At 62.8% G+C, this 13,826-nt stretch carries 11 protein-coding genes; 5 read left to right on the top strand and 6 right to left on the bottom strand.

What is annotated here, in order from left to right; genetic code table 11:
- Positions 1-171 precede the first annotated feature (171 nt).
- The 4 genes from P9A16_RS24740 (at position 172) to repC (ending at position 5,314) form a co-directional block, all read left to right on the top strand.
- On the top strand, positions 172-1,425 hold the full coding sequence (locus tag P9A16_RS24740; protein WP_023512897.1) for an ATP-binding protein: 1,254 nt from the start codon (positions 172-174) through the stop codon (positions 1,423-1,425).
- A gap of 237 nt (positions 1,426-1,662) precedes the next feature.
- A complete protein-coding gene (gene repA / locus P9A16_RS24735) occupies positions 1,663-2,886 on the top strand; it encodes a plasmid partitioning protein RepA (protein ID WP_023512896.1) in 1,224 nt (407 codons plus the stop codon).
- Positions 2,883-3,902, top strand: a complete 1,020-nt coding sequence (gene repB / locus P9A16_RS24730; RefSeq protein ID WP_023512895.1) for a plasmid partitioning protein RepB — start codon at positions 2,883-2,885, stop codon at positions 3,900-3,902. Before repA ends, repB begins: the two co-directional genes overlap by 4 nt.
- Before the next feature lie 197 nt (positions 3,903-4,099).
- Entirely contained in the window at positions 4,100-5,314 is a 1,215-nt protein-coding gene (gene repC / locus P9A16_RS24725; RefSeq protein WP_023512894.1) for a plasmid replication protein RepC, read from the top strand.
- Between the two features lie 283 nt (positions 5,315-5,597).
- Here the strand turns inward: repC and P9A16_RS24720 are convergent, their stop codons facing one another.
- The 5 genes from P9A16_RS24720 to P9A16_RS24700 form a co-directional block, all read right to left on the bottom strand.
- Complete coding sequence (locus P9A16_RS24720; protein ID WP_023514554.1) at positions 5,598-5,915, bottom strand: hypothetical protein; 318 nt, start codon at positions 5,913-5,915, stop codon at positions 5,598-5,600.
- Between the two features lie 491 nt (positions 5,916-6,406).
- A complete protein-coding gene (locus P9A16_RS24715; RefSeq protein WP_023514555.1) occupies positions 6,407-6,874 on the bottom strand; it encodes a hypothetical protein in 468 nt (155 codons plus the stop codon).
- A gap of 123 nt (positions 6,875-6,997) precedes the next feature.
- Positions 6,998-8,110 (bottom strand): tyrosine-type recombinase/integrase, encoded by a 1,113-nt coding sequence (locus P9A16_RS24710; protein ID WP_037407451.1) that lies wholly within the window; start codon positions 8,108-8,110, stop codon positions 6,998-7,000.
- Between the two features lie 150 nt (positions 8,111-8,260).
- Complete coding sequence (locus tag P9A16_RS24705) at positions 8,261-9,454, bottom strand: iron-containing alcohol dehydrogenase (protein ID WP_024270636.1); 1,194 nt, start codon at positions 9,452-9,454, stop codon at positions 8,261-8,263.
- A gap of 47 nt (positions 9,455-9,501) precedes the next feature.
- A complete protein-coding gene (locus tag P9A16_RS24700) occupies positions 9,502-10,998 on the bottom strand; it encodes an APC family permease (protein WP_024270637.1) in 1,497 nt (498 codons plus the stop codon).
- 269 nt (positions 10,999-11,267) lie between these two features.
- Between P9A16_RS24700 and P9A16_RS24695 the strand changes: the two genes are divergently transcribed.
- Positions 11,268-12,182, top strand: a complete 915-nt coding sequence (locus P9A16_RS24695) for a LysR family transcriptional regulator (protein WP_037407514.1) — start codon at positions 11,268-11,270, stop codon at positions 12,180-12,182.
- A 15-nt stretch (positions 12,183-12,197) separates the two neighbouring features.
- On the opposite strand, the gene mocR is transcribed toward P9A16_RS24695, so the two are convergent.
- On the bottom strand, positions 12,198-13,670 hold the full coding sequence (gene mocR / locus P9A16_RS24690; RefSeq protein ID WP_024270638.1) for a rhizopine catabolism transcriptional regulator MocR: 1,473 nt from the start codon (positions 13,668-13,670) through the stop codon (positions 12,198-12,200).
- Positions 13,671-13,826 lie beyond the last annotated feature (156 nt).

Here is a 13,826-nt window from a genome sequence, read left to right as displayed (position 1 = left end):
TCGTCAGGTGGAGCACGAAAATGGCGTGCGCCGAGACCACGTAAAACGGCGGGGATTTCAGGGCCATAACCTCATATGTGACGTCGGGTGCTTAAATTCGGACATCCTTTGATTTAAAAATAGACGAACGTCTGCTTTAAATCAGACGAATTCTTCGCTAAGAATGGCCGCATGATTTCCCCTCCCCTGCCCCGTCTCCATATCGAACGCAAGGTCCGACAGAACGTCGAAACCGCCTTGGCCGACACGCGTGTGGTCCTGATTGCCGGCCCTCGTCAAGCCGGCAAGACGACATTGGCGCGGATGTTTGCCGGCGAGGATCGGCCGTTCATGACATTGGACGATGCCGGCACTCTCAGTGCTGCAAAGTCCGACCCGATCGGCTTCATACGGGGCATCAGGCGGGCCGTCATCGATGAGGTGCAGCGCGCGCCCGAACTGATGCTGGCGATCAAGGAGAGTGTCGACCGCGATGAAGAGCCGGGACGGTTCCTGCTGACCGGCTCGGCCAATCTGGCGACGATGCCTGCCATTGCTGATTCTCTGGCCGGGCGGATGGCCGTGATTTCCCTTTTTCCATTCGCCCAGTCCGAGATCCTTTCGACCCCCGGCCGCTTGCTGGATCGTCTCTTTGACGGCGAAGAGCCGGTGGCCGGCGGCGGGGCCGTCTTTGGCGATGACCTGGTGGAGGTGGTAGTGAAGGGCGGCTTTCCTGAAGTCCTTCGGCGCACGACTGCGGCCCGGCGTACCGCTTGGCTTGAGGACTACGTGGCTCTGATCCTGGACCGCGACGTGCGCGACATCGCAAACATCGATCAGCTCGATCGTTTGCCGCGTCTCCTGAGCGTGCTTGCCGAACATGCCGGACAACTGGTCAACCACAGCAGCTTCGGTGCAGCGCTCGGCCTTTCGAGCGTCACGGCCCAGAAATATGTCGCTATCCTCGAGCGGCTGTTCCTCGTGAGAACGTTTTCTCCCTGGTCGAACAACCGCCTCAGCCGGCTGATCAAGACGCCGAAGCTGCATTTCATCGACACCGGGCTGCTCGCGGCCCTGCGGGAAGACGAGGCGGAGCGGCTGATCCGGGATCGGACGCGATTCGGCCCGCTGCTCGAAAGCTTCGTCGTGTCGGAGATCCTGAAACTGGCTTCCTGGTCCGAGCGGCGCCTCGCATTCTCGCACTACCGGACCAAGGACCAGGACGAGGTGGATGTGATCATCGAGGACCGTCGCGGCCGTATCGTCGGCATTGAGGTGAAGGCGTCGGCGACCGTAAAATCGGATGATTTCCGCGGGCTGCGCCAACTCAAGGATGCCGTGGGCGACCGGTTCGTGCGGGGACTGGTCCTGCACGATCATGACCGTATCACGCCCTTCGGGGAGAAGCTGCAGGCCGCGCCGATTTCACTGCTCTGGACCATGTAGAATCCGGCTGACAGGGAGGGCAAGGTCGCCGGCGCTGGCTTTTACACGGGTATTGGGCGGGTACGCCATTTGCGAGATCATCTGTGCAACGCCTGAAAAAAGAGCGTTCCCGCAGGTGCGCAACTGTTCTTATTAACCTTTTGTTAACCCTAAACTTCTGGACGGTCCGGGAGAATCGTGTTCTATCTTTGGCGGGCAATGGCCGGCAAACCGGCTTAAGGCCGCCAAGAGGAAGACATGGCGATAGCAAACCGAGTAGACCCAATTGTTGGCACCAAGGAAGACGCAGGCGGCAAGATCATGCGCCATGCGGGGCTTCTGTCGGCGCAATTGCAGCAACTCAGAACGCGTATGTATCCTCCGAAGTCGGAGAAGACCCTTCGTTCGTTTTTGACCAACGAGGTGTCGAAGCTCACTTCCATACCTGATTCCACCTTGAAGCTCATGTCTACCGAGGGACGCGGACCTGTTCCAAGCCGGCTCGAGAACAATCATCGCGTCTACACGCTGGGCCAGATCAACGAGCTTCGCGCGCTGTTTGCAAAACAGAAGCCGGCCGAGGCTCTGCGCTTTCTTCCCCGCCGTCGCCCGGGCGAGCATCTCCAGGTCATCGCGATCGCCAACTTCAAGGGCGGCAGTGCGAAAACGACGACCTGTGTGCATCTTTCCCATTATCTCGCCCTCCAGGGCTATCGCGTTCTTGCGCTCGATCTGGACCCGCAGGCGTCCCTGTCCGCCATGTTCGGCTTTCAGCCGGAAGTGGATGTCGGCTCGAATGAGACGATCTATGCAGCGCTGCGCTATGACGATACCGAGCGGCGCTCGATCCGCGAGGTCATTCGCAAGACCTATTTCGAAGGGATCGATCTTGTTCCTGGCAACCTGGAGGTCATGGAATACGAGCACGAAACGCCCCGTGTTCTGGCGAGCAAGTCAGGTTCGGGCGCAATTTTCTTCGAAAGGCTGAAGCTCGCCCTCGCGGAGGTCGAGGCAGACTATGACGTCGTCATCCTCGACACGCCGCCTTCGCTCGGCTTCCTGACTCTGAGCGCGATTTATGCCGCGACCAGCATGATTATCACCGTGCATCCCGCCATGCTGGATGTCGCATCAATGAGCCAGTTCCTGCTGATGATGGGTGACCTTATCAGCGTTCTGAACGAAAGCGGCGCGCAGCTGGATCAGGACTTCATCCGGTACCTGGTCACGCGCCATGATCCGAACGATGCGCCGCAATCACAGGTCGTCGCGATGCTGCGGCATATGTTCGGCACGGACGTGCTTCTTCCGACCGCGATCGAAAGCACGGCAGTCGAAGCGGCCGGCCTCGCAAAACGCTCGATCTACGAGCTGGAAATGGGCCAGATCGGGCGGGACACCCACAAGCGCGCGCGCGAAGCCGTCGATGGCGTCAATGAAGCGATCATCCGGCTCATCAATGACAGCTGGGGGCGGACATGAGCAAATCCTCTCGCAAATCGATTGTCGCCAGCTTCGGTCTGCTGTCGGCAGAACTGGAGAACAAGCTGGCAGGCGACGAGCAGCCGGCCCCTGCGGCTCCGACGCAGCGCGTCGGTGCTGGCGTGATTGGTGCTGCCCACCGTGCAATCGACGATATCCGCTCGGAACGGGATCGGCTCAAGGCGCTTGTGGAGGCCGGCGGCGGCTCCGTACGGGAGCTGGATACTGCGCTGATCGACCCCTCGCCCTATCCCGACCGGTTGCCCGACGACGATACGGCAAGCTTCGAGGCTTTCAGGCGTTCGATCGAGAGCGAGGGACAACAGGTTCCCATCCAGGTTCGCAAGCACCCCTCCTCCACCGGGCGCTACCAGATCGTCTATGGCCACCGCCGCTGGCTTGCCGCCAGGCAGCTCGGCAAGCCCGTACGCGCGATCGAGGTGGAGATATCGGATCTCGATCTGGTTCTTGCGCAGGGCATCGAGAATGCCAGCCGCCAGGACCTGACGTGGATCGAGCGTGCCCTCTTTGCGTCGCGTATGGATGATGCGGGAATAAAGGCGCGTCACATCTACGCGGCGCTTTCGATCGAGGACGCCGAGCTTGCAAGGATGCGCAGTGTCTACCGCGCGCTCCCGGCCGATATCATCGAGGCAATCGGCCGGGCTCCGAAGGTCGGCAGACCGCGTTGGCTCGACCTTGCCAAGATCGTTGCCGGCGATGCGCAGTCTCTCGGCACGATCAGGGCGGTCCTGTCGAACGGGACAGATAGCCCCCAGCTGTCCGATCAACGATTTCAGCGCGTGCTCGATGCGGTGAAACCCGCCGCTCCAGGGAAGAACACTTCAGTGACCGCGCTTGCGGATGCGGGTGGCAGGAAGCTTGGTGCCGTGACGGCGTCGGCGAGGGAAGTCCGGATTTCGGCGGAAGGCGCCCGTGGCGCGGCTTTCCTGAAATTCGTGGAGGCCGAACTGCCGGGCCTTGCCGATCGATTTGCCCGCTTGCGGGATGAATGACAACCCTGACAGCTGTCAGGATTCTGGAAAATGAAAGGAAGCGCAGCAAAAGAAAAAGGCCCCCAAAACGTTGCCGTCGTGGAAGCCCCTCTCTGATTTAGCACCCCGAGAATCGCATTTCCACGAATCGTAGTCAAGAGTCTTTGGCGTCATTTTTGGCGGGCGGATTTCTTTTGCCTTTTGCAAGGTGAAGGAAAATGCAGAGTGGAAATGTGACGACGCCCTTCGGGCGGCGGCCGATGTCGCTTGCGCTCGTACGCCGGCAATTGGCGACGGCTGAAATCAAGCCAGGCAAGACAGTGGACAAATGGAAGGTCTTCCGGGACGTCTCGGAGGCGAGAATACTGCTTGGCCTGCAGGACAGGAGTCTGGCTGTGCTGGACGCCCTCCTGAGTTTCTACCCGGAAAGCGAACTGCGCCAGGACGCCCAGCTTGTTGTCTTTCCGTCCAATGCCCAGCTTGCCCTGCGCGCCCATGGCATCGCCGGCGCGACCTTGAGGCGGCATCTCGCCTTGCTTATCGACGCGGGCCTGATCGTGCGCAAGGACAGCGCAAACGGCAAACGCTATGCGCGCAAGGACGATGCGGGCGGCATCGAAACGGCGTTCGGCTTCGACATGTCGCCGCTGCTCGCGCGCGCGGAGGAGCTGGCCATGCTGGCCCAGCAGGTCGTTGCGGATCGCATGGCGTTTCGGCGGGCCAAGGAGAACCTGACGATCTGCCGGAGGGATGTCCGCAAGCTGATTACCGCCGCGATGGAAGAGGGCGCCCAGGGAGATTGGGGGGCGATCGAAGCGACCTACATCGGCATTCTCGCAAGTCTCCCGCGGACACCCACGCGGAACGACATCCATACGGCGCTCGACGAGATGGAACTTCTGCGCAGCGAGATCGTCAACCTTTTGGAAAGGCAGCAATTTTCGGAAGATTCAAGCACCAATGATGCTCATTGTGGGCGGCACATACAGAATTCAAAATCCGACTCCATCTATGAATTTGAACCTCGCTCTGAAAAAGAGCTGGGAGCGGCGTGGAGGATAAACGACGAAATCCCGAGGACGCCTATCCGTAATTTCCCACTTGGCATGGTTCTGAACGCATGCCCTGAGATCGTGATGTACGGTCCCGGCGGCAAAATCGATGGATGGAGGGAGCTGATGTCGGCGGCCGTGGTGGTACGGTCGATGCTTGGCGTCAGTCCTTCTGCCTATCAGGTGGCCTGCGAGGTGATGGGTGCAGAAAATGCGGCCGTCGCGATCGCCTGCATCCTCGAACGAGCGGGGCACATCAACTCTCCCGGGGGATATCTCAGGGATTTGACGCGCCGGGCAGAGCGGGGCGAGTTCTCGCTGGGGCCGGCTTTGATGGCGCTTCTTCGAGGACAGGGCGGAACAGGCAGAAAGGTGGGATGATGGCGGACATCAGAAAACCCTGACAGCTGTCAGGGTTTGGAGCCGTCTTACGTTTCCCTTTTGTCTTCCTTCGGCTCCTACTGTTCGGTTCGCTACATCTATACCCCGGTCAAGCTGAGGGTAGGGGCTTGTGAGAACTCGATCGGGAAGACAGAGAATCGAGCAAGCCGTCGATGCCATCGAGGCGCAGCCCCGTTTTGAACTTCGTAGCGTCATCAGGGCAAGACTGCTTGGAGGCTGCGGTTTACCTGCTCGGCCTCAGGAACAGTAATTTGTAGCCGGACTATTTCGAATGGCGGGATATGTCGAGTTCTGCGTCCAGGCGATTGTAGGTGGCCTGGACCATGTCGATATCGCTGAGGTGGCTGGCGACGGCCAGTTCGATCACCACGTTGGCAACGGCTGCGTCCACCCTGAGCTGGCGCCGTGAACGATGTGCCTGGAGAAGCGCATCCAATGCCTCGACATTGCCGCCAAGGGCGAAGTGAAGATCCAGCGCGCTTTTGAGAAATGGAATGCATCGGTCCGAGGACGCTTGAGAGGAGAGATCGTCTTCTCCCTGCGATGCCAGCGTGACCGCCTTGTTCTGCAGTTCGCTCATATTGGTATCCTGTTGCCGATGCGTTTGGTGCCGGGTTTCGGAGAATCTACCCTTATAAACCTCGCCCGAGCCTTGCGTGCAACCCAGACGATATCCGGCGAGGGCAAATTGCTTGCTCCTGCAGTCCGCAGCCAATGGCGAATGGCACCTTCACAATGAGTGATGTCAACAATGCATCGGCCGTGAAGGTTCTGCATATCGATGCGCCAAAAGCGAAAGCGGCACTCATTATTCGTGTTGTCGGCGGGAAGAAACAGTAAGCAGGGTAGGCGACAATGGCTCACCCTTTTTCGGAATGCTCAGGCAGACATGAGTTGATTGTCAGCGGCGGCGGGCTGTTATTGGGTGGCTCGTGTGTGCGAGCCATAGTGGGGGGAGGGACAGAATGAGAGCCGCTTTTGCGGCACCCCGGAGAGGCCGTGTCTTCGTCGTCCTCGGAGCTTTCCCGTTACTTCTCGATCGCCGGGTTGGAACTTGCGAAAGTATGAATGTCAGCCCCGGCACGCTTCGGTGAGTTTGCGAATGTGTGCGCTATCCTGTTCGGTGGCCGTAAATACCCGCATCTCTTGCCCATCCACGGCAAGCGTGAAGCCGCCCTGCAGCAGGTCGGCCAGTTCCGGCTCCATGGATGTCTGGCCATCGATCGTGTAGCGGCCGCTGTACACTTGCGCGGCTCCATCAAAGGCGAGCCTGCTGGCGCTACGGGAAAGCGCGAGCTCCACGTTTTTCTTCCCCTCTGCAAGAGCGGCTTCGGGATAGAAGGCAATGATGGTGTCGCTGTAGCCTTGCGTACAGGTGGCGGCAAAGATCACGTTGCCGGAAGAGGGGTCGTAGTAAGCGAGGGTCAGTGTCGGTGCCTGGTCATCATGCAGAAACCAGCCCTTTGGCGTGCTCGATTGAGCGTGAGCGGACATAGACAAGAAAATGCAGTAGACAGCTGTGGCAAGTCGCAAACCCATGGAACCCTCCCAATCCTGTGCAGCGATAGCAAAGCATACCACACAAAATGAGCCGCAGATCGGAGCCAGCGCGCAACAATCAGGGGGGTAGCACTGGGAGTGGGTGAAAGCGCTTGCGGCGTTTTAGAGCCCTGCCGCTTTTGTAAGATTGACCCGGAAACGGTCGCGGCGACGTTGGTAGCGGCGGGTCATTTCGGCCGAGGCGTGGCCGAGTTGCTTCTGGACATGGCGCTCGTCCACCTCGGCCGAGGTGGCAAGACCGGCGCGCAGCGAATGGCCGGCGAATTTTTGTGCCCGCTCTGCTTCCGACAGATCGCCACGTACCCCGGCGGAAAGCGCTGCCTTCTTGACGAGGCGGGCCACCTCCTGGTCGTTCAGCCGGTCCGGTCCGACATCCTTGCCCTGGCCGGTGACGCGGCGAAACAGGGCCCCGCGGGCGATCTTCGCAAACCGGATCCAGGTTTCAAGTGCGGTCACGGGGCAGGTGGCATCGGACGAACCGCGGCCGATCTCCACTTCGCGCCAGCCGGTCTTGCCGCGCAGCGTCACCAGGGCGCCCTTGTCGAAGATTTCGACCCAGCCACGCCCGTCCTCGCTCTGGTCGCGCCCGAGGTCCAGCCCCGTGATCTCCGAGCGGCGTAGGCCCCCGGCAAAGCCGACGAGCAGCATGGCCCGATCGCGCAGGCCGCGCAGCGTGCCGCGATCGATCGTTTCCAGCATGGCGATGAGATCTTCGGGAAGCAGGGCCTCCTTCTGGCGCGGCGGGGCGGCATGCCGGTTGCGGATACCGGCCATGACGGTGGCGATGGCGGGATCCCTGCGGTCGAGCTTCATGCCGCGCTGTGCGCTGTTCCATCCGATCGCCGCAAGGCGACGCTCGATCGTCGAAACGGTGTTCGGTTTGCCGCCACGTTCGGCCGTACCGGACGCGCAGGCGGTGATGTAGAGGCCGACGACCTGCGGATCGGGAGGAAGGGCGTCGAGGTTCTGACGCCTGCACCACGCCGAGAAATGCTTCCAGTCCGAGGCGTAGGCTCTCCTTGTATTGGCGGAACTTGCTGCCTCAACATACCCGCGGGCGCGATCCGTGAGATCCTGCAGATGAGTGGGCAAAGGCGGCGACGCATCTGCCGCAACGAGGGCAGTGGAATTGCCGTCAGCCACTGGCGTTTCCTGCGGCTGTGCAGGATGCTCCTGGTGGTGGTTTTCGCTGGTTTCGTCGATGATTCGTGCCATCTCTCCTATAAAGACCAGAATGACCGATAAGGCAATCTTATCTCTCTTTATGCAGGAAGGAGAGACTGTGCGGTTTTTCTCGTTTAGGACAGGAAAACAGCGCGCCTATCCCACTCCATCCGGTCGGCGGGGCAGGTATAAGGTTGCGTCCTATGTGGTGCTCACCTCGAGCGAGCCGGCCACCGCCTTTCGATAGATCGCCGCATAGTCGTCGGCCCCCAGCGGGCGCGCATTGGTGTCCGAGGAGGAGGTGTCGGCGAGTGCCTGGGCTCCGACCCAGTCTGCATCCGTGCCGTCGAGGCCGAAATGCACCAGGGCGGGCGGGATGCCTATGCGGGTCCTGAGGGCCAGCAGCCATGCCATGAGACCGTCGAAGCCGGCGCCGGGCAGGTCGAGATAGCGTGCGAGCCGGGCCGCGTGCTCCTCGATCGCCGGCCGGTTGGCGACGAGGACATAAGGCAGGAGGACGGCGTTGAGCAGGCCGTGGTGCAGGTGATGACGCGCGCCGATCGGGTGGGCCAGGGCATGGACCCCGCCGAGGCCCTTCTGGAAGGCGACGGCGGCGCTGGCAGAGGCGACCAGCATGCCTTCGCGCGCTTCCAGATCGTTGCCGTCGTTGACCGCGCGTTCCAGATAGGCATGCACCAGCCGGACGCCTTCCATGGCGACGCCGGCCGACATCGGGTGGTGCAGCGGCGAGAACAGGGATTCGAGGTGGTGCGTGAGAGCGTCCATCCCGGTCGCGGCGGTGAGCGCCGGCGGCAGGCCCGTTGTCAGGAGGGGATCAAGGAAGACGCAGGCCGCCAGAAGGTCACGGTGGCCGATGATTTTCTTGATGCCCAGCGCCGTATCGGTCAGCACGGCTTCACGCCCGAGTTCCGAGCCGGTTCCCGCCGTCGTCGGCACGACGAACAGGGACGGGAGCGCCAGGGCCGGGAAATCCGCCAGCGTGGAATAGCGGGCGAGCAGCTCGCTCCACTCGAAGCGCCGGAGGCCCTGTGGATCGCGGCTGGTCAGGGCGATGCCCTTGGCCACGTCGATGGCGCTTCCGCCGCCGACGGCGATGACGAGATCGTGCCCGCCCGCAACGAAGGCGCGGCCGCCCGCCTGGGCTTCTTCGAAGGTCGGATTGCCGGAAAGCGCATGAAACACGTCATAGCGGATGCCGGCCTCGTCCAGGCATGCCCGCACTTTCTGCATTGGCGGCAGCGTCAGCAAGCCGGGGTCGGTGACCAGGAGCGGATAGGTTGCGCCGGCGAGCCGGCAGCGATGCGCAAGTCGCTCGACCGCGCCCTTGCCGCAGAAGATTTCGGTCGGATAGGTCCAGTAGTGGATGTCGGTCATTGGATGTCCAGGCATTGAAAGGGAATGAGGGGCGGGTGGCGCGGGCCTCAGGGAAGGGGCGTCGTTGCGAAGCTCGCGGCGGTGGGGATGCGTCGGTGCGGCTTGGCGACGGCAAGGTAGAGAAGGCCGAAAGCCGAGAGGGCGGAGAAGTCCAGGATGACCGCCCAGACCTGGAACCACGGTGCGCCGGGCGGTGCGAGAAGCACCCGCGGCCAGGCCACGTTGATCGCCTCGAAGACGAGCCAGAGGGTAGCGACGATGTTGACCGGAAGGCTCCAGCGGCCTAGCTGGAAGGCTCCCTTTGCCGGATTCCACCGGCCGTTGAGACGGGCGACCAGCGCGCTCGCCGTGACGATGAGGAACACGAAGAAGAAGCCGCCGCTGCCGAAGGCGATCAGCGTGCCGACGGCGGTGGCGTTGAGGCCCAGCACCAGGCCGAAGGCGGCGATGACGGTGCTGCACAGCATGGCGGCCATGGGCACCTTGCGGCGATCGACGCGCCGCAGCAGGGCGGAGCCGGGCAGGATGCCGTCCCGCGCCATGCCGAAGATCGCACGGCCGATATAGGTCTGCACGGAGACGACGCAAGCGACGAAGGCGACCAGGACGACGGCGACGAACGGGCGTTCCGACCAGGCGCCGAGCGCATCGACGACGGCCGGCGTGACGGGGTCGATGATCTGCCCGCTGACCACGGCAGCCGGATCCTTGTAGGAAAGGGTGACGGCGAAAGCGGTCAGCATCACCGTGCCGCCGACCACCAGCATCGAGCGGAGAATGGCCCGCGGTACGGAGATCCGCGCGTCGGTCGTCTCTTCCGAGATCTGCGAGCAGGCGTCGAAGCCGAGGAACGCCCATCCACCGACCGCAAGCGCAGTGAGGAAACCGCTCAGATAGGAGCCGTCCGAGGCCGCTTCCGCACCCATGCTCGTGAACAGCAGGTCGAAGGAGTGGTTGCGGAAGAACAGAAGGAGCACGACGCCGATGCCGATCGAGGCGATGGCTTCCGCGATGATGCCGGCATTGACGAAGTACTTGAGCGGGTTGATGCCGAGAAGATTGACGGCGAGCCCCAGCGCCAGCAGCGCCGCGCCGCAGGCCACCTGGCCGTCGGCCGAGGGCGGGGATCCGGTGACGAAGAGGCCGAGCCAGAAGCCGCCGAGATAGGAGACGGTGGTCAGCGAGGCCAGAGCGGAAGCGAGGTAGAGGAAGCCGGTGAACCAGGCGAGGCGGTCACCGACGAGATGGCGGACCCATTGATAGCATCCCCCGGCAAGGGGGTATTGCGAGGAGAGCTCGGCATAGACCAGGGCGACGGTGAACTGGAGGGCGAGGCAGAGCGGGACGATCCAGACCCAGGACGGGCCGATGCTGATCGCCCCGAGCGACATCACCGAATAGATGCCGACGACCGGCGAGATCGTGGCGAAGCCCACGGAAAACGACGACCAGAGGCTGAGGCCGCGGTCCAGTTCCTGTCGATAGCCGTGGCTGGCAAGGAACCGCTCGTCGTTGCTTGACGCTGCTGACTTGGTATCCGGCATGATGACCTCCCGTCGTCTGCCTTGCGACCGGGCGCAGGGCGCCATTGGCCGCGAGGGGTTTCCTGCGCAGGCTTGCGGTCGTGGTTGCTTTGAAAGAATCCCGGCCCGGTCCCTGTTTTCTTTGAGATCGTGGCCGCCTCCAAGCATACGGTAGACAAAGGTAACGTCAGGTGGAATTCCAATTTGATTGCGTTGGCATCAATCGAGACTGATGTAATAGTTGCCATGCAAGAGGCGGCCGTGCGATGCAGCCGCTCGCCGGAGGGGCGATGCTGAAGAATGTCACGGATGTCGATTTGCGCCTATTGCGGTTGTTTGCCCGCGTGGTCCGCTGCGGCGGCTTTACAGCCGCGCAGGCCGAACTCAACATGAGCCAGTCGAACATCAGCATGCATATCGGCAATCTCGAACGGCGGCTCGGCTACCGGCTCTGCGAGCGCGGCAAGGGCGGGTTTCGTCTTACCTCGAAGGGCCGCCACATCCTCGAGGCCTCACAGAGCCTGTTCGAGGCGATCGGCGTGTTCGTCGCGCAGGCCGGGAGCCTCTCCGGACGGCTTGTCGGCGATTTGAGCCTCGGCCTTGCCGATACGATCGTTACCCTGCCGGGGACCCGGTTCGGCGAGGCCATGGGGGCGTTCTTTCGCCGCGACCAGGATGTTCAGCTGAACCTCTTCGTCAATGCGCCGACCGATCTGGAGCTTGCGGTCATCGACGGGCAGGTGGAACTGGCGATCTCCTACTTCAGCCGCTCACGGCCGTCGCTCGACTATTTTCCACTCTACATGGAGGAGATCGCGCTTTATTGCGGTGCCCGGCATGCGCTCTTCGCCGTGGCATCGCCGGACGAGGCGGATATTGCGGCGGCCAACTGGGTTATGCACGGCTTTCTCCCGGAAAGCTCGATCCTGCCCCTTCGGCCGCTGCGCAGCCGCGCGACGGCGCACCACATGGAAGCGGTCGCCCAGATGATCCTGGCGGGGACGCATGTCGGCTACCTTCCGCGGCACTATGCCGAGATCTGGGTCGGCCGCGGCGAGATGACGGCGCTCCTGCCGGAGCGCCTGACATACGAAGTCGAGCACAGCATGATCACCTATGCCGGGCGCCCGCTTAGCGAGGCGGCGCGCGCCTTCATCGATGACCTGCTTCGCGCCCACGACCTGCCCACGGCGGAACCCGTCTGATCCGATCCCGCGCGCTCAGTTGCGGAACATCTGGAAAACGCTCTCCATCTGGCGGATTCCGGTTGCGGTCTGGGTTTCGTCGCATGCGGCATAGCCCATGACCAGGCCCTGCATGGCCGCGCGGTTCCGGAAGAATTTCGACATCGGGCTGGCATTGACGCCGCGGGCGGCAAGCGCGTTGGCCACGGCTATATCGTCCAGCCCGTCCCTGAGCTGGCCGATGAGCTGGATCCCGGCTTCACAGGGCAGGATTTCCATGTCCGCACCGAGGCGCCGGGAACAGATCTCCACGAAGGCCTCCCGCCGACCGGCATACAGGCGGCGCATCCGTTTCAGGTGACGGGCCATGTGCCCCTCCATGATGAAGTCGGCAAGGGCCGCCTGCAGCAGAAGTGGTGCGAACTGTCCCGTCGTGCTGAGCGCGTTGACGAAGCCTTTCTGCAAGGCCTGCGGCAGGACAATGAAGCCGAGACGAAGCGCCGGGAACAGCAGTTTTGCGAAGGTCCCGACATAGATCACCCGGCCGCTGGCATCCATGCTCTGCAAGGCCGGTACGGGACGTCCGACGAACCGGTACTCGCCATCGAAGTCGTCCTCGATGATCCAGCTGTCCAGGCGGTCGGCCACGTCGAGCAGGGACAGGCGCTGTTCGAGCGGCATGGTGATGCCGAGCGGATGCTGGCATGCCGGGGTGACGTAGATGAGGCGCGCGGCGCGCGGCGGGGGAGCAAAGCGCCAGCCCTGGGCGTCCACGAGAAGCGGAAGAATATGGGCGCCGGCGACAGTGAAGGCCGCCTGCGCGCCGTAATATCCGGGTTCCTCCATCCAGACCGGGTCGCCCGGGTCGAGCAGCAGGCGTGCAAGCAGGTCGAACGCGGCCTGTGCGCCGGTCGTTATGACGATCTGTTCCGGCCGGCAATGAATGCCGCGGGCGGACGCCAGATAGCCGGCGATCGCCTCCTGCAGGGCCGGCAACCCGCTGACGTCGTAGGTTCCGAAAAGCTTGCCCCCGGCAAAGGCGGCCCTGCGCGCCACGAGCTTCGCCCATACGCCGAATGGAAAGGAATGGGCATCGGGCATGCCGGGATGGAACGCCTGGCTGCCGGGCCGGCCGTGATGCACGGGCTGTTCCAGCAGCACGCGTCCCCGTTTTGACACGGGGCGGGTGTCTCCGGCGGCGCTGGCCGGGCCGGGTCGCGGCGAAACGGCGGGCAGGGCGACCACGACCGGTCGCGCGCCCGGGCGGTTCAGCAGGTAGCCTTCTGTCGCGAGCTGGTCGTAGACGGCGACGATCGTGTTGCGCCCCAGGCCGAGTTCGGCGGCCAAAGAGCGGGTCGAGGGCAGCTCCGCTCCTGCCGGCAGGATGCGGGAGCCGACGAGCTGGGCAATCGCGCGGTAGAGCTGCCGCTGCAACGGCTCCGGGCTGCCCCTGTCGATCGCCAGAGCATCGAGGGGGAAGACTTGCCTGCTGCGCGGGGTTGATTTCACGGAATTTCCCTCTCCGAGATGGCGAAACTGGATCCATCAATTTCTACCGAACTGGCTCTCGTGACGGATACAGTAACCGGTAAGGTATCCGCATGCCGCATTCAAGGAAATCGATTCCGGACGGGAGCCGATGTATCGATCCACCCCCCTGACTGG

Source organism: Shinella sp. 838 (genome assembly GCF_029623935.1).
Taxonomy (GTDB): domain Bacteria; phylum Pseudomonadota; class Alphaproteobacteria; order Rhizobiales; family Rhizobiaceae; genus Shinella.
This window is presented reverse-complemented; position numbering and strand designations above follow the sequence as displayed.

Coding starts and splice junctions, on each gene's coding strand:
- P9A16_RS24695 (WP_037407514.1), top strand. CDS start 11,268: ATGCTGAAGAATGTCACGGATGTCGATTTGCGCCTATTGCGGTTGTTT.
- P9A16_RS24740 (WP_023512897.1), top strand. CDS start 172: ATGATTTCCCCTCCCCTGCCCCGTCTCCATATCGAACGCAAGGTCCGA.
- P9A16_RS24700 (WP_024270637.1), bottom strand. CDS start 10,998: ATGCCGGATACCAAGTCAGCAGCGTCAAGCAACGACGAGCGGTTCCTT.
- repC (WP_023512894.1), top strand. CDS start 4,100: ATGCAGAGTGGAAATGTGACGACGCCCTTCGGGCGGCGGCCGATGTCG.
- P9A16_RS24720 (WP_023514554.1), bottom strand. CDS start 5,915: ATGAGCGAACTGCAGAACAAGGCGGTCACGCTGGCATCGCAGGGAGAA.
- repA (WP_023512896.1), top strand. CDS start 1,663: ATGGCGATAGCAAACCGAGTAGACCCAATTGTTGGCACCAAGGAAGAC.
- P9A16_RS24710 (WP_037407451.1), bottom strand. CDS start 8,110: ATGGCACGAATCATCGACGAAACCAGCGAAAACCACCACCAGGAGCAT.
- P9A16_RS24705 (WP_024270636.1), bottom strand. CDS start 9,454: ATGACCGACATCCACTACTGGACCTATCCGACCGAAATCTTCTGCGGC.
- P9A16_RS24715 (WP_023514555.1), bottom strand. CDS start 6,874: ATGGGTTTGCGACTTGCCACAGCTGTCTACTGCATTTTCTTGTCTATG.
- repB (WP_023512895.1), top strand. CDS start 2,883: ATGAGCAAATCCTCTCGCAAATCGATTGTCGCCAGCTTCGGTCTGCTG.